The sequence below is a fragment of the Prevotella melaninogenica genome, from assembly GCF_003609775.1.
Classification (GTDB): Bacteria; Bacteroidota; Bacteroidia; order Bacteroidales; family Bacteroidaceae; genus Prevotella; species Prevotella melaninogenica_A.
In genome coordinates this window covers 155,102-179,235 of record NZ_AP018049.1, presented here as the reverse complement: position 1 = coordinate 179,235, position 24,134 = coordinate 155,102, and the positions used below count along the sequence as shown (strand labels likewise).

At 41.7% G+C, this 24,134-nt stretch carries 17 protein-coding genes; 11 read left to right on the top strand and 6 right to left on the bottom strand.

Annotated elements, in window-relative coordinates; translation table 11 throughout:
• Positions 1-112: 112 nt before the first annotated feature.
• Entirely contained in the window at positions 113-1,210 is a 1,098-nt protein-coding gene (locus tag PMEL_RS00665) for a lactonase family protein (RefSeq protein WP_120173525.1), read from the bottom strand.
• Positions 1,211-1,655: 445 nt separating this feature from the next.
• Between PMEL_RS00665 and rplM the strand changes: the two genes are divergently transcribed.
• The 8 genes from rplM to ispF all read left to right on the top strand — a co-directional run bounded on the left by rplM (position 1,656) and on the right by ispF (position 11,088).
• The gene (rplM, locus tag PMEL_RS00660; protein ID WP_107625076.1) at positions 1,656-2,120 is read left to right on the top strand and encodes a 50S ribosomal protein L13; all 465 of its coding nucleotides are present in this window, start codon (positions 1,656-1,658) and stop codon (positions 2,118-2,120) included.
• 11 nt (positions 2,121-2,131) lie between these two features.
• Complete coding sequence (gene rpsI / locus PMEL_RS00655; protein WP_004358788.1) at positions 2,132-2,518, top strand: 30S ribosomal protein S9; 387 nt, start codon at positions 2,132-2,134, stop codon at positions 2,516-2,518.
• Between the two features lie 280 nt (positions 2,519-2,798).
• Positions 2,799-3,614, top strand: a complete 816-nt coding sequence (gene rpsB / locus PMEL_RS00650) for a 30S ribosomal protein S2 (RefSeq protein ID WP_120173524.1) — start codon at positions 2,799-2,801, stop codon at positions 3,612-3,614.
• Positions 3,615-3,741: 127 nt separating this feature from the next.
• A complete protein-coding gene (gene tsf / locus PMEL_RS00645) occupies positions 3,742-4,740 on the top strand; it encodes a translation elongation factor Ts (protein WP_120173523.1) in 999 nt (332 codons plus the stop codon).
• Positions 4,741-4,884: 144 nt separating this feature from the next.
• Complete coding sequence (locus tag PMEL_RS00640; protein WP_120173522.1) at positions 4,885-5,502, top strand: fumarylacetoacetate hydrolase family protein; 618 nt, start codon at positions 4,885-4,887, stop codon at positions 5,500-5,502.
• 72 nt (positions 5,503-5,574) lie between these two features.
• Complete coding sequence (gene porU, locus PMEL_RS00635) at positions 5,575-9,165, top strand: type IX secretion system sortase PorU (protein WP_120173521.1); 3,591 nt, start codon at positions 5,575-5,577, stop codon at positions 9,163-9,165.
• 60 nt (positions 9,166-9,225) lie between these two features.
• Positions 9,226-10,392 (top strand): type IX secretion system outer membrane channel protein PorV, encoded by a 1,167-nt coding sequence (porV, locus tag PMEL_RS00630; RefSeq protein WP_120173520.1) that lies wholly within the window; start codon positions 9,226-9,228, stop codon positions 10,390-10,392.
• A 192-nt stretch (positions 10,393-10,584) separates the two neighbouring features.
• Positions 10,585-11,088 carry a 2-C-methyl-D-erythritol 2,4-cyclodiphosphate synthase gene (ispF, locus tag PMEL_RS00625; RefSeq protein ID WP_120173519.1) on the top strand — a complete coding sequence of 168 codons (504 nt, stop codon included), beginning with the start codon at positions 10,585-10,587 and terminating at the stop codon, positions 11,086-11,088.
• A gap of 243 nt (positions 11,089-11,331) precedes the next feature.
• Here ispF and PMEL_RS00620 read toward each other — a convergent pair whose 3' ends face one another.
• Positions 11,332-12,486, bottom strand: a complete 1,155-nt coding sequence (locus PMEL_RS00620) for a TlpA disulfide reductase family protein (protein ID WP_120173518.1) — start codon at positions 12,484-12,486, stop codon at positions 11,332-11,334.
• Between the two features lie 912 nt (positions 12,487-13,398).
• Here PMEL_RS00620 and PMEL_RS00615 point away from each other — a divergent pair.
• The gene (locus tag PMEL_RS00615) at positions 13,399-15,321 is read left to right on the top strand and encodes a DEAD/DEAH box helicase (RefSeq protein ID WP_120173517.1); all 1,923 of its coding nucleotides are present in this window, start codon (positions 13,399-13,401) and stop codon (positions 15,319-15,321) included.
• A gap of 248 nt (positions 15,322-15,569) precedes the next feature.
• On the top strand, positions 15,570-15,929 hold the full coding sequence (locus tag PMEL_RS00610; protein WP_145985339.1) for a hypothetical protein: 360 nt from the start codon (positions 15,570-15,572) through the stop codon (positions 15,927-15,929).
• 119 nt (positions 15,930-16,048) lie between these two features.
• Here the strand turns inward: PMEL_RS00610 and PMEL_RS00605 are convergent, their stop codons facing one another.
• The 3 genes from PMEL_RS00605 to PMEL_RS00595 form a co-directional block, all read right to left on the bottom strand.
• The gene (locus PMEL_RS00605) at positions 16,049-18,172 is read right to left on the bottom strand and encodes a S46 family peptidase (RefSeq protein WP_120173515.1); all 2,124 of its coding nucleotides are present in this window, start codon (positions 18,170-18,172) and stop codon (positions 16,049-16,051) included.
• 29 nt (positions 18,173-18,201) lie between these two features.
• Complete coding sequence (locus PMEL_RS00600) at positions 18,202-19,653, bottom strand: oligosaccharide flippase family protein (protein WP_120173514.1); 1,452 nt, start codon at positions 19,651-19,653, stop codon at positions 18,202-18,204.
• A 90-nt stretch (positions 19,654-19,743) separates the two neighbouring features.
• Entirely contained in the window at positions 19,744-20,970 is a 1,227-nt protein-coding gene (locus tag PMEL_RS00595) for a nucleoside recognition domain-containing protein (protein WP_120173513.1), read from the bottom strand.
• A gap of 426 nt (positions 20,971-21,396) precedes the next feature.
• Between PMEL_RS00595 and PMEL_RS00590 the strand changes: the two genes are divergently transcribed.
• The gene (locus tag PMEL_RS00590) at positions 21,397-21,831 is read left to right on the top strand and encodes a hypothetical protein (protein WP_120173512.1); all 435 of its coding nucleotides are present in this window, start codon (positions 21,397-21,399) and stop codon (positions 21,829-21,831) included.
• Positions 21,832-22,354: 523 nt separating this feature from the next.
• Here PMEL_RS00590 and PMEL_RS00585 read toward each other — a convergent pair.
• Positions 22,355-23,911 carry a DUF6377 domain-containing protein gene (locus PMEL_RS00585; protein ID WP_120174588.1) on the bottom strand — a complete coding sequence of 519 codons (1,557 nt, stop codon included), beginning with the start codon at positions 23,909-23,911 and terminating at the stop codon, positions 22,355-22,357.
• Positions 23,912-24,134: the final 223 nt, after the last annotated feature.

Genomic DNA, 24,134 nt, shown 5'->3' with positions numbered 1-24,134 from the left:
AACCAAATCGATTATTAGACCAAAATATGTATAGTTCTTATTACTATGATATTGCTTCCTAACATCTTTTGTTTAGGCTCTAACGACTGATTTGGATTTAATTACTAAAATCCTACTTCTCAGGATAGAACTTCACGCAAACTGGGTGACTAAGGATAATATCCTGATTAGTATTCTTAAGCAGGCCAGTGAACTTATCGCGTGAGTAAACTTCTATTGAATTATCATCACGACAAGCAACCAGAAGGAACTTTCCATTTGGAGTAATCGCAAAGTTACGTGGATGTCTACCTGTAAACTGCGCACCAATACGAGTCAATGTACCATTATTATTTACACGGAAAATTGTGATACCATCACCCTTCAAACGTGTACTGGCATAAACAAACATTCCATCAGGGCTAACATGGATATCAGCACCACCACGTGCATTAGCATTATCAGCAGCGATGGTCTGAAGTTCCTTTAACTTACCCTCCTTATAAGTATAAACTGTTACATTACAAGACAACTCGCTCATAAGATAAGCATACTTACCGTTAGGAGAGAAAACAAGATGACGTGGACCAGAGCCAGCTTTTACATGAGCAGCAATACCATGATTCTCTAACTTCTTATCACGCTTATTGTAAGAGAAGCAAAGAATACGATCGCCACTAAAGTCAGTTGTAAGGATATAACCATCAGGAGCAAAAATCGCACAATGCGCATGAGGTGTGTTCTGACGTGAACGATCAGGTCCACCTTTCACACTACCCAACTGTAGCAACGACTTATCAAGTGTTCCATTCTTAAGAATTGGAAAAACAGAGATTGTACCCGCAGAATAGTTAGCTGTTAGTGCAATCTTGCCATCTGTGTCTACATAACAAGGATCACCACCATGCGTCAACTGTGAGTTCTTAAAAGCAAAAGTTCCTTTTACAGGGTCATAACCAATACAATTGAGAACAGCTGTCGCATTATTCTTCTCACTAACAGCATAGATATTACGCCCATCCTTACTGAAAGTAAAATAAGAAGGATTGTCTACATTCAACGAAGTAATCCCCGAAGCTTTACCTGTAGACTGATCAAAAGAGAATGAATATAATCCTTGACTACCTGCATCAGTATAGGTTCCAACAACCATTTTGATATTATTATCGGCAAAACCAAATACAGGACTGAAGGCCAAAGCCACACCTAACAAAATAGATTTAAATTTCATCTTTGTTTAATCTGTTATATTTATTTATGTTCTATGTTTCACCTATTATATAATAAGCAAAGTTGCTTATATAATTCTTTTAAGATATAAGGAATAACTTTATAACGTTACAAAAATAAACAAAACTATCATAACCCTCTATATATTTTCATTATTTTTCACTTGTTTGGTTTGTTTTTAAGTTTTTACAAACATTCAAAAGAGCATGAATCCAACAAGCAGTTTAGTTAAATAATCATAAACTACATACAATCCTACCATTCAAAACAATTATATAAGGTTGAAAATAAGTACCTTTGCAGTCCGATTATTAAAGGGGGATTTTCTTAGAACCCCATACGATGCGTGTTAATAGTGTTGTCTTTGGCCGGGCAGCATGGTTAGGACAAGCACAGTCGTAGAAATAGAAAACGTTTTTTAGTAGTAAAATTATTAATTTTTTAGAATGGACACTTTAAGTTACAAGACTATTTCCGTAAACAAGGAAACAGCTAAGAAAGAGTGGGTCGTTATTGACGCGAGCGATCAGATTGTAGGTCGCCTTTGCTCTAAAGTAGCTAAACTTCTTCGCGGAAAGTACAAGCCAACTTTCACCCCACATGTAGATTGTGGTGACAACGTAATCATTATCAATGCAGCTAAGGTTGTATTCTCTGGTAAGAAGGAGACTGATAAGGTTTACACACGTTATACTGGTTACCCTGGTGGTCAGCGTTTCAACACACCTGCACAGCTTCGTACTCGCAAGAACGGTATTGACAAGATGATTCGTCATGCTGTTAAGGGTATGTTACCAAAGGGTCCTTTAGGTCGTCATCTGTTGGATAACCTCTATGTTATCGAAGGTACAGAGCTCAACGGTCTCGAGGCACAGAAGCCAAAGGCAATTGATATTAACCAGTATAAATAATAAGGAGAAAGATGGAAGTAATTAATGCAATTGGTCGCCGTAAGAGCGCTGTAGCGCGTGTTTACCTCTCAGAGGGCACCGGTAAGATCACTATCAACAAGAAAGATTTAACTGAATTCTTCCCATCAGCTATCCTGCAGTACGTGGTTAAGCAGCCACTGCAGTTGCTCGGTGTAGAAGGTCAGTATGACATTAAGGCCAACCTCGATGGTGGTGGCTTTACTGGTCAGAGCCAGGCACTGCGTCTTGCTATCGCTCGTGCATTGGTTAAGGTTAACGCTGAAGATAAGAAAGCACTCAAGGACCAGGGATTCCTGACACGCGACAGCCGTACTGTTGAGCGTAAGAAACCAGGTCAGCCAAAGGCTCGTGCTCACTTCCAGTTCAGTAAGCGTTAATATTTTCCTTAGTCTTTGAGCTTTGAATATTGAACTTTGAACTTTATGATATGTTTTGTTCGGTAAAAGAACAAAGCAAAACAGAAGGAAAAAGTTCAAGCTTAAAGGTAAAAGTTCAAACCTCAAACCTCAAAGTTCAAAGGAAAAGGAGATGGTTTAGTATCTAAACTGACGCGATTCCTTATCGGGGGACTACCCGTCAGTTGATTCTAACAAGCGTGGTGAAGCTCATTCGCCAAGAAAGAATTTAAAAGAAAGTAAACAAGTAAAAACAAACAAAATGTCAAGAACAAATTTTGACCAGTTATTGGAGGCAGGATGTCACTTTGGCCACCTCCGTCGCAAGTGGAACCCAGCTATGGCTCCTTACATCTTCATGGAGCGTAATGGTATCCACATCATCGATCTTCACAAGACAGTAGCTAAGGTTGACGAGGCTGCAGAGGCACTCAAGGGTATCGCTAAGAGTGGCAAGAAGATCTTGTTCGTCGCTACTAAAAAACAGGCTAAGGAAGTTGTAGCAGAGAAGGCTGCAGCTGTTAACATGCCATACGTAAACGAGCGTTGGGCTGGCGGTATGCTGACCAACTTCCCAACCATCCGTAAGGCTGTGAAGAAAATGACGAACATCGACAAGTTGATGAACGACGGAACATTCTCTAACCTCTCTAAGCGTGAGCTTTTGCAGATTTCACGTCAGCGTGCTAAGCTCGAGAAGAACCTCGGTTCTATCTCTGACTTGACTCGTTTGCCATCTGCACTCTTCGTTGTTGACGTAATGAAGGAGCACATCGCTGTTAAGGAGGCTAACCGTCTCGGCATCCCTGTATTCGGTATCGTTGATACCAACTCTGATCCTAAGAACATCGACTACATCATTCCTGCTAATGATGATGCTAAGGATTCTGTAGAGGCTATCCTCGCTGCTTGCTGCGGTGCTATCGCAGAGGGTCTTGAGGAGCGTAAGGCTGAGAAGGCTGACGAGAAGGCTGCAGCAGAGCAGGCTGAAGAGGCTGCTGAGGCTAAGCCAAAGCGTGCTGCTCGTAAGACGGAGGAGGCTCCAAAGGCTGAGAACGAGGCACCAGCTGCTGAGTAATTAAAAGAAACATAGTGGGCGCTGGTGAGTGCTAATGAGCTTCTATATTATTTGTAATAATACGTGAAGTTTATTATCCCTCATCAACGCCCACAATATTTAATAATATTAGAAAGGAAAACAAAAAATGGCTGTATCTATTGAAGATATCAAGAAGCTCCGCGCTATGACTGGCGCAGGTCTGGCTGACGTAAAGAAGGCACTTACAGAGGCTGAAGGCGATTATGACAAAGCAAAGGAATTGATCCGCGAGCGTGGTTTGGCTATCGCTGCTAAGCGTTCTGACCGTGAGACATCAAATGGTTGTGTACTCGTTAAGCAGGTAGACGACTTTGCTGCTATGGTTGCTATTAAGTGTGAGACAGACTTCGTTGCTAACGGTCAGGACTTCATTGCCCTCGTTCAGGAGATTTTGGACGCTGCTGTTGCTAACAAGTGCAAGAGCCTTGATGAGGTTAAGGCTCTTAAGCTCGCTAACGGTGAGGATGCTGCTACTGCTGTTCAACAGCGTTCTGGTGTTACCGGTGAGAAGATGGAGCTTGACGGCTACAACTTCCTTGAGGGTGAGAACATCTCTGTTTATGACCACATGAACAAGCACACTCTCGCAACTATGGTTCAGCTCAACGAGAACAACGAGGATGCTGGTCACAAGGTAGCTATGCAGGTTGCAGCTATGAAGCCAGTTGCTCTTGACGAAGCATCTATTCCACAGTCAGTTAAGGACGAGGAGTTCAAGGTTGCTGTTGAGAAGACTAAGGAAGAGCAGATTGAGAAGGCTGTTGTTGCTGCTATCAAGAAGGCAGGTATCAACGCTAACCTCGTTGACAGCGATGACCACATCGAGTCTAACATCAAGAAAGGTTGGTTGACTCGTGAGGAAGCTGATAAGGCTATCGAAATCCGCAACACTGTAGCTGCTGAGAAGGCTGCAAACCTCAATGAGGATATGATTAACAACATCGCTAAAGGTCGTTTGAACAAGTTCTTCAAGGAGAACTGTCTCGTTGATCAGGAGTTCCAGTTCGGTGATGGCGACAAGCAGAGCGTTAGCGAGTGGCTTAAGGCTCAGAGCAAGGATCTTAAGATTGTTGCCTACAAGCGCTTCACTCTCTCTGCAGAGTAATCACAGACCTTCTTAAGAAGAAAGATATGGGAGTTGCAGGAAAGCCATTAGGCTCCTGCAACTCTCTTTTATTAGAAGTTAGGGCTTATTAGCCTTATTTGGCTTATTAGCCTAATAAGCCAAATACCAAAGAAACTACCAACAATGAAAATCTTTGCAGTCGGCATGAATTATGCCAAACATAATAAATCGTTAAACGAAACGTTATCTACAAAGGAAGGACCAGTTATCTTCACTAAGGCAGACTCTGCCCTACTGAAAGACCAAAAGCCTTTCTTCATACCCGATGATTTGGGAACGATTGAATATGAAACGGAACTCGTGGTGCGTATCTGTCGATTGGGAAAGACAATCTCTGAACGTTTCGCCCATAGATACTACGATGCTGTGACAGTAGGTATTGATTTCACTGCACGAGAATTACAACAAAAGCTAAGAGCAAAAGGACTACCATGGGACCTCTGTAAAGGTTTTGATGGTTCGGCTGCTTTAGGCGAATGGGTATCAAAGGATAAATTTCTTGATATACAACGACTCCGTTTCCACCTTGATATCAACGGACAGACTATGCAAGAGGGATGTACAAGTGATATGCTATATAAAGTAGATGAAATCATCAGTTATATTAGTCGCTACTTCACCCTCAAGACTGGTGACATCATCTATACAGGCTGCCCATCAGGCTGTGGACCAGTTCATATCAACGATCATCTGGAAGGATATATAGAGGAAAGAAAAGTCCTCAACTTCAATTGCAAGTAAATACGCTCAAATAATCGAACCAAACAGAGGGAATAACTGACAAAAAGACTTAAGGAGGAATACATCAATAAAATGACGAAAGAAATCAATAAGCTGATGACGAAACGCTCAGCAATACTCTGCTTCATACTACTGTTGGTTTGTATCAATCTATCAGCTCAACAGCAAAGATTCTTTAACCTAACAGTTAAAGATGTGACAATAGACTCAGTATTGCCACAGTTCCGCTATGCTATCCCTGTAGGTGAGCAATATACTGACTCTATCTACGAATTGGAGATACGCTACCCTGAGTTCATTGACATGGACAAGGCGGATATTGAGAGATATAACGCACTGACTGCTATCGTCCCCCCAACACTCCCAGAGATACATCAGCAGATGACTGTAGAACGCAAACGTGGTGTCTTAGAGATATCCCTGACACCAATTGTTCAGCACAATGGTAAGAAGCAGTTCCTCGTTAGTTTCATGATAGCCCTTACATCGCGTCCTAAGAAGATAAAGACAAAAGCCCTTGCTACTCGTGCTGGAGGTGTAACGGCATCTCCAGTAGCTAATCGCTATGTAGACCACTCTGTTCTTGCCAGCGGAAAATGGGCAAAGATACGTGTTCCAGCTAATGGCGTCTATCAATTAACCAATGAACTTATCCGTCGTGCAGGTTTCTCTAACATTGACAAAGTAAAAATCTATGGCTATGGAGGTAACTTACAGAAGGAGGTCCTAACAGCTGATTACATTACTTCACATGATGATTTAAAGGAAGTTCCGACCTATAACAGCAACGGCAGACGACTCTTCTACGCACATGGTCCTGTTAGCTGGGAAAATAACACATCGGTAAAGAGAATCCGCAACCCTTATTCTAACTATGGTTATTACTTCCTAACAGAAGACAACAACAGTGCTCCTGCAACTGTTTCAGATAGCACAACCTTCCTCAATAGTTTCTATCCATCAGCAGGAGATTATCATAGTTTGCATGAGGTTGATAATTTCAGTTGGTATCATGGAGGTCGAAACCTCTTTGAAGAGACTCCATTAAAACTGAACGAAGGTAAAGTATTCGCTTTAGCAAACAAAGCTCGTGCTACAAGTGCAAAACTCACTGTAGCCGTAACAACAGGTACTTATAATTCTATTGTAAAGGTAGAAGCTAATGGTCAGCGTCTTGGCGACATAAGAGTCACACCACAAGAATCGTTTGACAAAGGATATGAAGAAGTCAGGACCTACACTCTCAACACACTTCATGCCGTTGACAGTATCAAACTGACAACCATATCAGGTGGTCCAGCACGTCTTGACTATCTTATCATGACCTACCCTACTCCTGCGCCAGCACCTTCATTAAAGGCATCTTTCCCTGCTCCTGAATATGTTTACAACATAACCAATCAGGACCTTCATGCTCACGAGCCTGTCAATATGGTAATCATCATACCAACAAGCCAGAAGCTATTGAAGCAAGCAGAACGTTTAGCAGACTTCCATCGTACACACGATAATATTTCAGTACGTATTGTTCCTGCAGACGAACTCTATAATGAGTTCTCCAGTGGAACGCCTGATGCAATGGCTTATCGTCGCTACATGAAGATGCTTTACGACCGTGCTACCAGTAATAATCTTCCACAGTCGCTCCTACTCTTTGGTGACTGCGTATGGGATAATCGTATGGTGACCAGTGCCTGCCGTAACCTTAACCCTGACGACTATCTTCTTGCATACGAGAGTGAAAACTCTTTCAGCGAGACCGATTGCTATGTCAATGATGGTTGGTTTACTTTGATGGACGATGGTGAGGGTGGAGATTTGTTAAGACGTGACAAAGAAGATCTCGGAGTAGGGCGTTTCCCTGTTACAGACATATCAGATGCAAAGATATTAGTTGATAAGACTATCAACTATGCTGAGAACAAAAATGGAGGAAGTTGGGAGAATGTTCTTATGTTCATGGGCGATGATGGTAACAATAATCTCCACATGCACGACGTCAATGAGACGGCAGAAACCATCATGGGACTTTACCCAAGCTATCAGGTTAAGAAAGTTATGTGGGACGCTTATACACGAACGTCTTCAGCAACAGGTCATAGCTACCCAGAGGTAAGCACTATTATTAAGCAGCAACAAGCACAAGGTGCACTTATCATGGATTATGCTGGTCATGGAAAAGAAGACCAGATTTCTCATGAAGCAGTACTCCGTCTCAACGACTATGCTAACTTTACCAACGCTAATCTGCCGCTTTGGATTACTGCCAGTTGTGATATCATGCCATACGATGGTACCATCCCAACTATTGGTGAAGCTGCCATGCTAAACAAGAAAGGTGGCTCAGTAGCTTTCTGGGGTACTACTCGTACGGTATATGCTTACTATAACAAGGCTATCAATACCGCCTTCCTCAAGCATATACTGAGCTTTACAAATGGTAAGCCTACCACATTGGGCGAAGCACAGCGTCTGGCTAAATGCGAGTTGATTAATTCTAATAGCGACCTTACACCTAACAAGCTTCAATATGCCTTATTGGGCGATCCTGCACTCGCATTGAATCTCCCTACATTAGAAGTCAAGGTCGAGACGATCAATGGACAAACACCAAGTACAACGGGCTCTGTTGTACTCAAAGGTGGCTCCGTAGTAACCGTCAAAGGATACATAGCAAAGAACGGCAGTAAGCAAAGTGATTTCAAGGGACTACTCACTGCTACCGTACGTGATACAAAAGAACTTATTACTTGCAAGAAGCAGGAAGATACATCCGTAAGGGCTTTCCAGTATTATGATCGCCAGAAGGTACTCTACAATGGTACAGATAGTATCAAGAATGGTGAGTTTACATTCACCTTTGCTGTACCACGTGACATCAACTATGCAGCAGGTACAGGCTTGATGAATTTATCTGCCATTAACGACAGCCATACCCTTATGGCACAAGGACATGAAGAGGGATTCACTATTGATGGTTCTGAGATTGTGTACAACGACTCTATTGGCCCGTCTATCTATGCTTATCTCAATTCTCCTTCATTTGTCAATGGTGGTGAGGTCAACAGTACCCCTTACTTCTTTGCACAGATAACAGATAAAGATGGTATTAACGCTTCTGGTAATGGTATCGGACATGATATGCAGCTGACCATTGACGGCAAGCTGATACAGACCTATATTCTGAATGATAACTTTCGATACGACTTCGGTAGCTATACCTCTGGAACAACAGGTTTTAGCCTACCAGAGCTTTCAGAAGGACCACACACACTGCAGTTCCGCGCATGGGATATACAGAACAACCCTTCAACCGTCACACTTCAGTTCAAAGTTGTTAAGGGGCTGGCACCAGAAATTTACAGCGTCAATGCCTCTAAAAACCCAGCCAAGACAGAGACAACCTTCATCGTTACACACAACTACATTGGCTCAGATGTGGATATCGACATTGAAGTATTCGATATGAGCGGCCGACTGCTGTGGCACCGTAGTGAGACTGGTGTTGCATCAGGTAATGCCATTACAGCCAACTGGGACCTTACTGTCGAGAATGGAGCAAGACTCCAAACAGGCGTCTATCTCTATCGAGTACGCCTCAGCAGCAATGGTGCTACAAAGGTATCGAAAGCTAAGAAACTGATTATCTTAGACAATAAATAACACAGAAAGAACGTTTCAATCCATATAGAAACATTTAATAAGCAATCCAATTAAAATAGAATGATTAATAAGCTTCGTATAGCCATCCTCTCACTGACGGTATTTGCTTCGACTACCGCTTTCGCTCAGGATAAGAAAGACATTTTTAACCCTGTCAACACATCTGTTACCTCACAGTCTATCGCTCCTGACGCACGTGCTGCAGGTATGGGTGACGTTGGTGCAGCCACCGACCCAGATGTGAACTCACAGTATTGGAATCCAGCTAAATACCCTTTTAATATTTCTCGTGCTGGTGTTTCATTGAACTATACTCCTTGGCTCCGCCAGTTGGTGAGCGACATTGATTTGGCTTACCTTGCAGGTTACTATCGTATCGGTGATTATAGTGCTGTATCTGCCTCAATGCGTTACTTCTCTTTGGGTGAGGTACAGATGACAGACGGCTCTAATATGACCATTAACCCTTACGAGATGTCAATGGACGTGGCCTACTCTCTGATGTTGAGTGAACATTTCTCATTAGGTGCTGCTGTACGTTGGATATACTCAGACCTTACCTATAATTATACAGATGATACCGCACCAGGTTCTGCCTTTGCAGCCGACTTGTCTTGCTATTATCAGAACTATATCAATATCGGTGAGCGTGAGTGCCAGTTGGGCTTAGGTATGAATATCTCTAACATTGGTTCGAAGATTACCTTCGGTGGTGATAATCGCTCTGAATTCATCCCAACCAACCTACGTTTAGGTGCTTCCTTGATGATTCCTATCGATGAATTCAATCGTTTTACCATTGCTGCTGATGCTAACAAACTATTGGTTCCTACCTATCCAAAGCGTCAGGCTGATGAAACACAAGTAGACTATGATAACCGTCTTCAGAAGGAATACTATGACGTATCTTCTATCTCTGGTATCTTCAAGAGCTTTGGTGATGCACCTAATGGTGCTTCTGAAGAGTTACAGGAGATTCAGTGGAGCTTAGGTGCAGAATATACCTATAATGATAAGTTTTCACTCCGCGCTGGTTACCACCACGAAAGCGAGAACAAAGGTAACCGCAAGTACTTCACTGTAGGTGCAGGCTTCAAGATGAATGTATTTGCATTAGATGCTGGCTATGTCATAGCAACGGCTAAGAACAACCCACTTGATCAGACCCTCCGTTTCTCTCTCTCGTTTGATATGGATGGTATCAAGGATTTGTTTAAGAGGAGGTAAAGACCTCTCCCAGCCCCTCCAAAGGAGGGGGAGGAACTAATGGGAAACTATTAGAACAGACTTAGTTATCCGCTTCTTATCGTATTCATTAATTATTTAGCATTAACTCTCAACCAACCTTCTGCTTATCTTTTAGTAAAGATATTCCCCCTCCTTTGCAGGGTATTAGGAAGGTTCTCCTTATATAAGTATATGACCGATTCTACTCAACCCATCCCATCGTTCCGTGTCGGAATGGGATACGACGTACACAAACTCGTTGAAGGACGTGACCTATATTTAGGTGGTATCAAGATAGAGCATACACTTGGACTCCTTGGACATAGTGATGCCGACGTACTCATTCATGCTATCTGCGATGCACTACTCGGCGCAGCCAATATGCGTGATATCGGTTATCACTTCCCCGACACCTCTGCTGAAACATTAGACATGGACTCAAAGGTCATTCTTCGTAAGACCATCGATCTCTTGGCAACAAAGGGCTATCGCGTGGGAAACATTGATGCTACGGTATGTGCAGAACGTCCAAAGATAAACCCACATATCCCTGCTATGTGCAAATGCTTATCTGATATTATTGGCTGCGATATCGATGCTGTATCTATTAAAGCTACCACTTCCGAGCGCATGGGATTTGTTGGCCGTGAAGATGGTATGGCTGCATACGCTGTTTGTATGATTGTAAAGGCATAAGCGTACAAAAACGTAGTGCAGAATATGCTACATAGAGATTCTACATAAGAACTGATCAATTATCAGTGCTTAAACAGAACAATATATAACGACATTGGTTGTTAAATAAAAAAGGGACACGGCATGTGTCCCTTTTTTTGGGGGGTTCTTCCGTTAAATGTGTGGACGCTTTTCGTACAGCTTTAACGGAAGAACCTTTTTTATTATGCTTTATACTAATTAAGCTCTTACAAGTTTCAAACGTTACAACAAGCTCTCAATCTCTTGCTGAAGATTCGTAATCTGTGAAGGGTTCTTCACGATGTTATTACCACGATCAATGAGGTAAATGATTGGGAAAGACTGTGCAGGAGCAGTATAAGCTCTACTGATACCCGTATCATCATAAACATTAATCCATGGCAGATTAGCCACCTGTTCCTTCCAGAAATGGGCATTATCATCTAATGAAACCATATAGATTTCCAAACCACGGTCATGATATTTATTGTAAAGTTCGCGTAGCTGCATAATGTATTCCGTAGAACCCTTTGCAGCAAAGACATGGAAGTCAAGCAAAACAACCTTACCCTTCAAATCTGTCAGATGACGTTCTACACCACGGTTGTCACGCAATGGAAGGTCAACAACCCCCAATTCCTTTGCTTCTATCTCCACAGGCCTATTCTGTGCCTTCACAATACGCTCGTCCTTCATCCCCTTAATGGTAATATTATGGAGGTTCTGCGTACGCTTTGACGCTGGATAATAAGTATCCCAACTGGTGGCAACAGCACCGAACACCTTATTATCTGCCACATCTCTGGATGGGTCAAAGATCAAATGTGCCTGATTACCTATTACGATATACTGGAACAATGCAAAGTAGCTATAAGCACGCATTGGTTCCTTAAAGATATAGTTGCGTGATACATCCTGCTTATAGTCACTCATCAACACGGTGATGATTGAGTCAGCAAGGTCAGGACGCTCAGCAAGAATTGTTTGACAACGTGCTTGCAAGTCAATTTGCTTCAGTGCCAATTCCTTGATTTTCTCATTCTCATAGGAACCCTTCACTGTATAATCGGTAGCCATCTGCGGATAAGTAGCCTTCACATCAACAGTCTCTGTTGAGTCAATACCAATATTGATAATCTGCCCAGCAATACGAAGACGATAAAACTCAGGGTTCTCAACCTTATCACCTGAAAACGAAAAAGTTCCCTTTTCATCGAGTTTTACAGAGTCAACAGTAGAGAATCCATCGAGTCCATTATGCTCGAAATAGAGCAAAGAATCCTTGGCATTTGCAATAGAACCTGTCACATGGAACTTTTCTCCCGCACAACTTGCCAGTGCAGCGAGTCCAACAATCGCAAAGCCTGCCGCCAAAATGTTTCCGATTTTATGCTTCATTGTTTAATAGATATTACGTTTTTATCTTATGTTTCCTGCAAAGGTAACGTAAAATGATAAAACTGCAAAGCAATTATCGTCAAATATTATCAAATTCACTATACTTATATAAATCATCCTCCAGCCGCCAAAATGATAATAGATTCTTCACTGATAGCCGTATTTTAATACCTTTTCAACACCCCAAAAAGCCTCCTTTACTCATTTACATGGAGTGTTAGTTATTGGGTGATAGGTGTTTGATATTGGGTGGTGATGGATTCCTTTGAATAGTAATTGCTTACTAAGAATATTCACCCTACACTGGTAATCACTCCCCTCTCCTTTCGGAGAGGGGTTGGGGGTGAGGCTCGGTTGGGGGTGAGGCTGGGCTGGGCTACAACTTCACATCCTACAAAAAGAAGAAAGGCTTCGCATCACTGCGAAGCCTTTCGTTTAACATCAAACTTACTCACGTAAGTTTTGTGTCCTTGTACTAACTCAAATAATTAACTTTAATAACGACTATTTTTCTATTTGACAATGCAAAGTTACAAAAAAAACACATAAAAAAAATGTAATTCACGAATATTCGATGACACTTTTAGACTTTATAACAGTACAAGTGTTTTCGTAGTATTTTTTTAATAGCTTATGATAAAATACTTAAATCTATCAACTTTTTTTTAGATTTCCATCCAATACTCCTCTTCTAAATACTATCTTTTTCTTCCATCCTTTTGATTTATAGGAAGTTTTATTTGCTCATTTCAACTTCTTAACGTACCTTTGCAAACAATTAAAGGTAACATACCACCTGAGAGTTTGCGTACTGGCTGGTTGAAGCCCGTCGCAGGCAAGTGTCTTTTTAGTGGGTTCGTTTGGTGGTGAGCTTACCTTTTATATAGGATAATAAATTATAAACAAACGAATTTGAAGACATTTGAAGAGTTAGGTGTGAGCGAAGAGATTCGTCGCGCCATTAGTGAGCTTGGATTTGAAAATCCAATGCCTGTACAGGAAGAAGTAATCCCTTATTTACTTGGTAATCGTAACGACGTCATCGCACTGGCACAGACTGGTACGGGTAAGACGGCTGCATTCGGTTTGCCTTTGCTGCAACGTATTGATACAAGCAGCAAGGAGACTCAAGCTATTGTGCTGAGTCCTACGCGTGAGCTTTGTTTGCAGATTGCCGATGACTTGAAGGAATTTAGTAAGTATATCCCTCATCTACATATCGCAGCTGTTTATGGCGGTGCGTCTATCGACACACAGATTCGCCAATTGCGCCATGGTGTACAGATTATCGTAGCTACACCGGGTCGTCTGATCGACCTTATGCACCGTGGTAAGGCTCGCCTTGACAAGGTAAGAAACGTTGTTTTGGACGAGGCTGACGAGATGCTGAACATGGGTTTCCAAGAGAGTATCACTGAGATATTGACGGGTGTACCTGAAGATCGTAACACATTATTGTTCTCGGCTACGATGAGTCGTGACGTTGAGCGTGTTGCAAAGGGTTATCTACACGACTATAAAGAGATTGTTGTGGGTAGCCGTAACGAGGGTGCTGAGAGTGTAAACCATATCTATTATATGGTAAACGCACGCGACAAGTACCTTGCATTGAAGCGATTGGTTGACTTCTATCCAAAGATTTATGCGATTGTGTTCTGCCGTACAAAGGTTGAGACACAGGAGATTGCCGATAAATTGATTAAGGACGGATACAATGCCGAGGCGTTGCATGGCGACCTCTCGCAGCAGCAGCGTGACCTTACGATGCAGAAGTTCCGCTCACATCTCACACAGATTCTCGTGGCAACAGACGTTGCAGCACGTGGATTGGATGTGAACGACTTGACACACGTTATCAACTATGGTCTCCCTGATGATATCGAGAACTATACCCACCGCTCTGGCCGTACGGGTCGTGCAGGCAAGAAGGGTACTTCTATCTCGATTATTCACTCACGTGAGAAGTATAAGGTACGTAATATTGAACGCGAAATCAGTAAAGAGTTTGTTGACGGAACACTGCCTTCACCAGAGGAAATCTGCAAGAAGCAGCTGTTTAAGACAATGGATGACATTCTGAAGACAGACGTTGATGAGGACCAGATTGCTCCTTACATGAAGGATATCAACCGCCAGTTTGAGTATATTGATAAGGAGGTTGTCATCAAGAAGATTGTAACTGCAACCTTCGGTCGTTTCCTTGAGTATTATAAGAATGCTCAGGAGATTGAGAAGCCATCGTCACGTAGTGCACGTGAAGATAGCCGTGGCGCAAGAGGTGAAGGCAGAGGAAGCCGCAGCCGTGGACCACGTAAGCCAGAGAGTGGCTACAAGCGACTCTTTATCAACCTCGGTAAGGCAGATGGTTTCTATCCGGGTGAGGTGATGCAGTTTGTCAATAAGAACGTGCATGGCAAGCAGGCAGTAGGCCATATTGACCTCCTTGCTAAGCAGAGCTACATCGAAGTGCCAGAGCAGGACGCTCAGAAGGTGATGCAGTCATTGGACGGTGCAACCTACAAAGGTCGTAAGGTACGTTGTAACGATGCCGAAGAAGGTGGTCACGGTCGTTCGGCTAATGGCCGATCAGCTGGTGGCAATGGTCGCTCTGCAGGTGGACGTGGCGGTTACGGAAGCCGTGGCGAGGGTCGTCAGGAGTCTCGTGAGCGCAAGGGCCGTAGTCGTCGCCAGTATGACGAAAATCCTTTCGGAGGACAGCATAAGTTCAAGAAAGATGATTGGAAGGAACTTATGAAGGGTAGCCCAGCTAAGTTGAAGGGCGATGAACCAGACTTCTCTGAGGAAGGTTGGGCAAGACGCAAACCAAAGAAGTAAAAGACCCCTCCCCAACCCTCCCCAAAGGGGAGGGAGACTTAGCGTATAACATTGGAGAGGCTTTCGATACATTGGCTATACATCTATCATATATTGTATAGCGCATTGCTATCTTCATGAGTGGTGTTAAGCCTCCGCACCATTGGTGCGGAGCATCAACACGAGTAGTGCGGAGCCTCAACACGATGGCTAAAAAGGGGAAAAGCGACTGTTGTTTGTATTATATTACACCTATTCCAGTAATAACTATGTACAAAATCATAGCCAGTTTATACCGTTTTAATATGAGAGGGGCTAACAGAAGCATTCCTTATTTTGCTACCTTGACAAACCTTCTCGCACTGTTTACACTTTGTTTCTTTATAATAATTGGTTTATTAAATATGCAGAGTGTATTAAATTTTTGGCATACAGGCTCAAAATCAGAGGATTACCTAATAGGTGCGATTGTTGCTATTCCTTTATACCTCTTAATGTTTCTGCTATTTCCCGAACGAAAGATGAAAGAACGAGAGGCATTACTGACAAAGAAAGAATATAAACTGGGACTATTCTGTTATGTTTTGTTGCTAATAATATTAATGATTATCTTTTTATCTATTATCTAAAAAAGATATTAGATACTTATTGTAAAAGTCAATAAATACACTTATAGATACAACTTCACAAAATAAAAGAGGTACGTTCATTCTTGAACATACCTCTTTTAATATATTAAGAGTAACTCTTACTGTGGATTAATTTCCTTCAAAAGGCGGTCAGCATGACCCCACTTATCCATCAGGTAAAGGACGAAGCGGATGTCAACACCAATACAACGTGCAAGTTTACGATCGAAGTTGATGTCGCTTGAAAGACTATCCCAGTTGCCGTCGAAAGCAAGACCAATAAGGCGACCCTTACCATCGAACATTGGAGAACCAGAGTTACCACCAGTGATATCATTGTTGGTAAGGAAGCAAAGCTGCATCTTACCGGTTGTCTTATCAGCGTAACGACCAAAGTCCTTAGCACTCATAAGATCCATCATGATAGGCTCAACCTTATAGTCCTCAAGTTTCTTACCCTTCTTCATCTTCTCAACAATACTCTCAGCTGTGGTGTAGTAGTTACTATCGAAGCCACCAATCATATAGCCACCCACCTGTCCGTAAGACATACGCATAGTGAAGTTAGCATCACTATAATGTGGCATATCCATCTCCATCTGTACCTTTGCCTCACAAAGCTTCTTCTCTTCCTGCTCGATAGCTTCTATCTTACTAACGTAGTTGCTCATAACTTGCTGATAGAGCATCACGAGTTCTACTCCAAGCTGTATACCTGGGTCGTTGAGGGTCTTCTCATCATTATAGAACTTGTGGTCCTTAACGAGTAGTTTACTATTTGCATAGAGCCAGTCAGTGTACTTCTTATAATTGTTACCGAACTTTGTTTTGATAACATTAAACACTTCTGGGCGATATGCAGCAGGTACATGTTCAGCATAGTTCTTCAACATGGCAGCTGTCATTTCCTTATCAAGTGCTAAGTTCCATTCGCTGCTATTGTCCTTAAATTGCATATACTGCGCTGATTCATCATCCTTTGGACCCTGTGGTTCGATAGCACCACGGGTAATATCAAAGGCTCTCTGAATCAATTCAGACACCTTCCAGAATGACTCGTTCCAATAAGCCTGAACCAAAGCAGGCTCATTGCTCTCCTTATAAAGCTTTTCCAACTTCTTAAGATCAACGTTTACAGTTGGATCCTTCACGGTCTTCTCGTCCAACCATCTCTGTATCTTAGCCTCATATTCAGCCTTCTGACGAATCAAACCGATAGAATCGATACATTTATTCATACCAATAGAGTTCTTCCAGTAGTTAGCAGAAGTAACGTACTTATTCTCATATTGGAGACGAGTCTTTCCATTCTTATCCATGTACTTCTTCATGATAGCAAGCTTGATATCGCGAGCTTGTACACGAACAGTGTTCTCAATGTCTCGACGCTGCTGTATACCGAATGAAGACAAGTAACGATTAGTAGAGCCAGGATAGCCAATTGTCATTGCAAAGTCTTTATCCTTGTAGCCTTCAAGACTTACAGGAGCCCAGTTAGCTGGCTGATAAGGAACGTTGTCCTTTGAGTAAGCAGCTGGTCCGTTGGTCTTAGGATCGGCATAGATACGGAAAACAGAGAAGTCACTTGTCTGTCGTGGCCACATCCAGTTGTCTGTTTCACCACCAAACTTACCCATACTCTTTGGAACGGTGAAGACCAAACGTACATCTTGGAAGTCCTGATATGTAGTTGCATAGTACTTATTTCCCTCATAGAAAGCATCAACAGAGATATGCAATGTCTTATCAATCGCCTTGATAGAGTCAGTCAAATGATTTGTAAGTGAATCAATGATAGCCTCTGTCTGTTCAGCATTCTTACCAGCAATAAGCTTATTAACGCGAGGAGTAATATCCTCCTGCTTCTTCATGAAGGAAACGAACAAGTCCTTACTTGGGAGTTCCTCTGCATAGCTTTTTGCATAGAAACCATCCTTCATATAGTCGTGTTCAACAGTAGAAAGAGCATTAATAGCACCAAATCCACAGTGGTGATTGGTGAAAACGAGACCATTTGGTGAGACAACAACACCTGAGCAGAAGCCAGAGAAGTTGATAACAGAATTACTAATAGCGTTAGGTGCGCCATAAAGCATGTTGCGTGGCATCTGGAATCCCTCAGCTACCATTTGTTCGTAGACAGCATCTGGCAAATTGTAGAGCGTCCACATACCCTCGTCGGCGTGCATGGTTGTACTACCCAATGCAAGAAGTCCGGCAATAAGTAAAGTCGATTTCTTCATAATGATATTATTGGTTAAATGATAATTGTTTATTTCTTTGCAAACCGACTGCGTAATTTTTGCAGCGGAAAGTCGTGATAAAGCACGTGAGCTATAAAGAGAATAATCACCAATGTATTGATTCCCAAGGCTGCAGGAACGGGAAGATTGGCGTTAGTATAGGTGATAATGGCAAAGAAGAGACCAGCTATCAGAAGATAGACGAAGATACTCTTCAATGGATAATTAATCGGATACTTACGCTGACCGACAAGATAAGAGAGCACCATTGCCGTAGCATTACCCAAGAAACCTGCCCAAGCACAGGCTATATAACCATATTTGGGTACGAAAATCACGTTAATTGCGATGATTACAGCACATCCGATGCCTGAGAAGTAGGCTCCCCAAATTGTCTTATCAATGAGTTTATACCAGAAACTAAGGTTGAAGTAAACACCGGTCATGATACCTCCTGCCATCACGATTGGCACAACCTTTAATCCTACCCAGTAGTCACGACCGATGATATGGCGCAGAATATCCATATAACCCATTACCACCAAGAAGGCAAGAAGCGTAAAGATAATAAAGAATTTCATTGCTCTTGCATAGGTTTCCTTATTGTCTTTGTCGCGTGCCTTACCAAAGACGAATGGTTCGTAGGCATAGCGGAAAGCCTGTGTAATCATCGACATAATCATTGCTATCTTACTTGCAGCACCGAAGATACCCAATTGTGTATGCGCATCGTTGTTCTTGTAGACGTATGGGAAGATGATATAACCTGCTGTCTGATTAAGAATACCAGCAATACCAAGGAAAAGAATTGGCCAAGTATAGGACAACATCTTCTTTGCCAAAGGCATATCAAGCAGCTTACCGCCTGAGAAGAAGCCATCTTTTAGCTCTTTCCAGAAACAGAAGGTGATAGTCGTTGTACATACAAGGTTGATATAGAAGGCATAACCTACCTCATGTCCGTCGAGGATTAGATAGTAAACAAGATTCAAAATGATGTTCAAAGCAATGAATAACAGTTTGAAAGTAGCAAACTTAATTGGGCGTTTCTTGTATCTGAGATAGGCAAAAGGAATAGCCTGAAAAGCATCAATTGCTACAGTGATAGCCATTACCCACACATACGACGGATGTTCCGAATAACCCATAAAGTCGCAAATAGGCTGCAGAAAGACGAAGACCATTGCGATGAATAGCAGTGAAGAAAGGCCTACCAAAGACAAAGTAGTAGAGTAAACCTTCTTCGGATCTTGATCAGTCTTATTGGCATAACGGAAGAAAGTTGTCTCCATTCCATAAGTCAAAACGACCAACAGCAACGCAGTATAGGCATAGATGTTTGTGATAACACCATAGCCACCGCTCGCTGCACTAATTTTAGCTGTATAGAGGGGTACAAGAAGATAGTTTAAGAACCTTCCAATGATACTGCTCAATCCGTAGATAGCAGTGTCTTTTGCAAGTGATTTTAAATTTGCCATTGTTGTATTATTGTTTAGCTTACTTGCCTTATTAGGCTAATAAGGCTTATAGGGCTAATCGCCCAATAGCTTAAAAGACTCAGTTATCTTCTAAAAGAATATATAGCAGATTGCGATTGCAGCTATTACACCTGCCAAATCGGCTAACAATCCACAGGCCAATGCGTGGCGTGTATATCTTACGCTGATGCTTCCGAAGTAAACAGCCAGAACATAGAAGGTAGTATCTGTTGAACCTTGGAAGATACAACTCAATCTGCCAACGAAGGAGTCTGGACCATAGTTCTTCATTGCTTCTAACATAAGACCACGTGCACCACTACCAGAAAGCGGCTTCATAAAGGCAGTTGGGAGTGCATCTACAAATCTTGTGTCAAGTCCGCACTGCTCCACACACCACTTAATTCCCTGTATCAAAAGGTCCATTGCACCCGAAGCACGGAACACTCCTACTGCCACAAGGATAGCAACCAGATAAGGAATAATGCGTACAGCTGTTTGGAATCCATCCTTCGCTCCTTCGATGAAAGCGTCATAAACGTTCACTTTCCGTAATAGTGCCACAACGATGAAAAGCATGATTATCGACATGACAATCAAGTTAGAGGCAACAGATGACACCGTATTCGTCATCTGCTTATCCATCTGTCCGAATCCCCAAATTAACAATCCGACAAAGCCAATAATTCCAACAAGCCCCAAAAACAATGTCGGTTGGAAGATGTTGATACGTTGCCAAGCTGCCGTAATGAGAATACCAGCTATCGTAGCTACCGTTGTTGCCAACAGAATTGGGATAAACACATCCATAGGTTGTGCTGCTCCGTTCATGCTTCGATAGCCAAGAATGGTCGTAGGAATGAGCGTCAGACCCGAAGTATTCAATACTAAGAACATTATCATCGGGTTGGTTGCCGTGTCCTTCTTCGTATTCAGCTCTTGCATCTGCGCCATTGCCTTCAGTCCTGTAGGCGTAGCAGCATTGTCAAGTCCTAACATATTCGACGCTATATTCATAAAGATAGAACCCATAACTGGGTGATTCCTTGGGATATCAGGGAAGAGTTTAGAGAAGAAAGGGCTGAGCATACGTGCAAGAACATTGACAACACCAGCCTTTTCGCCAATCTTCATAATTCCCAACCACAGCGTCAAGACTCCTGTTAAGCCTATTGATGTTGTAAAGGCGTTCTTAGATGAATCAAAGGTAGAATTCATCATTTTCTCGAATATCGTCGTATCACCCATCAACAGAGAGATAATACCGAAGACGAAGGCTATTACGAAGAATCCTATCCAAATATAGTTCAGTGCCATTTATCGCGTTTTATAACTGTTTTAATATGTCTGTAATATATCAGAAGTGGGGACAGACAGCCCCACAAAGGCACCATTCATTCCCAATGCAAAGATAAACATTTCTATGTGAACCTACGGCATAATAAACTAAAAAGATGTTGTCAGCCTACGTGTTTCCAACTGTTTTGTCGATAATAAGCTGTAGGTTGCTTTCCAAAAAGCTACCAAAATAACATTTATTACGCCCTGTTTTTAGATGTTTTATCGATGATTATAGACAAATACAAGTATAGTTTAATCTTTTTAACATACGTAATTGTGTTTATGTAGTATGAAGTCTTTATCTTTGCAAACGTCTTTTTGGGATAGGATTTTATCTATTTCCGATTACTTTTATTACATAATTAGTCACTTTGCCAATAAAGATAGTAACAGCAAGACTATATGGGTATATTCGATTTCTTTAACAAGAATAAGCGTAAGGCTCAGCAAAATGAACAATGTCTCTTAGATGAAGAAGGGACAGGGGAGGCTGACCTATGGTCGAAGGCTTATGTGGCAGAGCCACAATGTTATGAAAAAGAGGGAAAAGAAAAGCTTTTGAATTTTGTTATAACAGAGGGGGTTAACACCATTCTACCGATGTATCCCAACGAGTTATACAAAAACGAAAAAGATAATTTCTCTGACATTCGACTTACATTTGTAAGTACGACAAAGAAAGGAGAGGTTGTAGACTTACCTTTCTTTCATTGTGTACCCGCTTTATCCAATTACGCTGTGGAGTATAGAGAGCCTAACGTCTTGATTAGAGGACTGAATGCTGCGGAAATGGGCTTACTTATCTCTGGCGTTAAACAGTCGTTAAAACGTATCTAAACATCTGAAATAGGATTCACAATATTAATCCAAATAAATTCCGATTATGGTTGCAAGAGTTTCTGTCCATAATCGGATTCTTCTTTTTACGACCGCTATTTGTAAACTATTTTCGCACACTTCAATTCCAACACATGCTCTTTTAGCTACTAAAAGACGCCCTTTTGGCTTGCAAAAGATGCTCTTTTGAGGTCTTACTAACGCCCTTTTCAAGTCTAATTAAGCACCCTTTCGTTTCCCACTGTATAACTAACTGATTTCCTTTTAGTTACAAATATGTTTTTAATACTTATTTTTTGCCATTATTTATAGATATTTATTCGCGTTTTTGTAATTATTTTTCAGACCCTTATCTGCGGATTTTCGAGGTATTACTCAGAACAAAAAGAGAGTAAGAATAAGTAGGCTTTTATGAGTAAGGAGCAATAAAAAACAGAACGTGCGACAATCCAATATACAGGACATTGGGTTGTCGCACGAAGATAATAAGTAGCCTATAAATTACAGAAAGAGATGTAACCGACTATAATTTTAGCACCATTTCATCGAAATTATCTGGGTCTATCGACTTCAAACGAACACGAGAACGATAAGCATAAACCGTTGCTTTTGAACAACGAAGGAAGGAGCAGATAAGTTCATTCTCTTTTACTCCAAGCCGAATAAGCGCAAAGATGCGTAAATCGGTAGAGAGATGACCAGACTGTTTAGGAATAATCCTCTCATCTGGTTTGAGTAGTGCGTTGAAATCATCTACAAAGTTTGGGAAAAGACCAAGGAAAGTTTCATCGAAGCTGGAGTAGAAAGACTCCAATTCACGGTCGATCACCTCTTGTGATTTTAACGTATTGAGTAGTTCCGTACGCTTATTTCCAGTGACAAGGCGATAAATCTGCTTGCGATAGCTATCGAGTTTATCGATATATGCAGAACATTCAGTGAGGAAGCGAGTAATATACTCGTCTTTAATATTATTTGACTCTTTCAGCAATTCGTTAGTGTTGGAGAGACGTGCACGGATAGCACGCAACTCAACTACACGACGACGCGTATAGATAATCATAACGAATAGGACAACAGATAACAAGCTGATAACAATAATAATAGCTGTAAGTCTGAGTGTACGACTCTTTGTTTCACGCTCATGCGATTTCTCAATAGCAGGCCATACGTCAGCCATAGCAATAGTACGCTGTCGTGCATTACAGAACACAGCATCGTTCATGGCTTGATCCATATAGGCATAGGCCCGTTTTGTATCGCCTTCTTCAAAGAGGATTACAGCCAACTGCTGTAAAGCAAGATACTCCTTTACAGAGTTACGAATATCGGAAATAGCAGCAGCGATAAGATATTGTTTTTGAGCTTCAACATTCTTCTCTCTACCGTAAATATCTGCAAGCGAAATAGACACAAATGCCGTCTGGCGGTCACCAGGCTTTAAATGTTGATAAGCATCAAGAAGTATTTTCTTTGCTTGCTCGTACTGATGGCGATTAACAAGCTGTTCAGCACGTGACCAACTATCAGGAGAAGCATTATTATCAACGACGGAATCGTTACAGTTCTTCTCCATCTGCTTGTATAGATTCCTCTGTGATGTGGTTAGTGCAGCTTCAGCAAGTGTACGATAAAGTGTCTTTCGGGTAGAAAAATAATAGAAAGACAATTCTTGACTTATCTCCTTTCGGGGAATAGAGTTAATAATATCACTCGCATCCTTAAGTTGTCCACCTCGTATCAAGAGATAAGCAAGATTAAGCTTGGCATCGTTTACCTTACTCCGATCCCCAATTTGCTTAGCTATATTCTGCTTTTCAATAGCATAGACAATGGCAGAATCAACAGAGTAAGATGTATAAAGATTAAACAGTTTATTAGATAGGTCATAACGAGCCTCCTTGGTTTTAGCAGTGCGAAGTTCCTTCTTTACACTGCTAATAACGTCTTCATATTTTTTGTCATACTGGGGTGACATGGCTATCTCATTATCGAGATCGTCAAGAGTTGGTATTTGATTCTGTGCATTTACGAGTAAAGGCATACATAATATTACACAGATAAGGGCTATTTTCTTCATTAGCTTCATTGTAATTTGGGGCATAATATCATCCTTATATATAACGCTATAATCAGGTTTTTTAGTATGTAGTAATGTAAGTAAGTACAATGATCAGTATTAGAGATAAAAAAACCACAGAGAAACGCAAGCTATCATTCAGAGGATATAACCCTCTGAATAGCTGAGCTATCATGCTTCTCTGCGGTAATGTATTGTAATAAACATAACAATCGGTTAATAC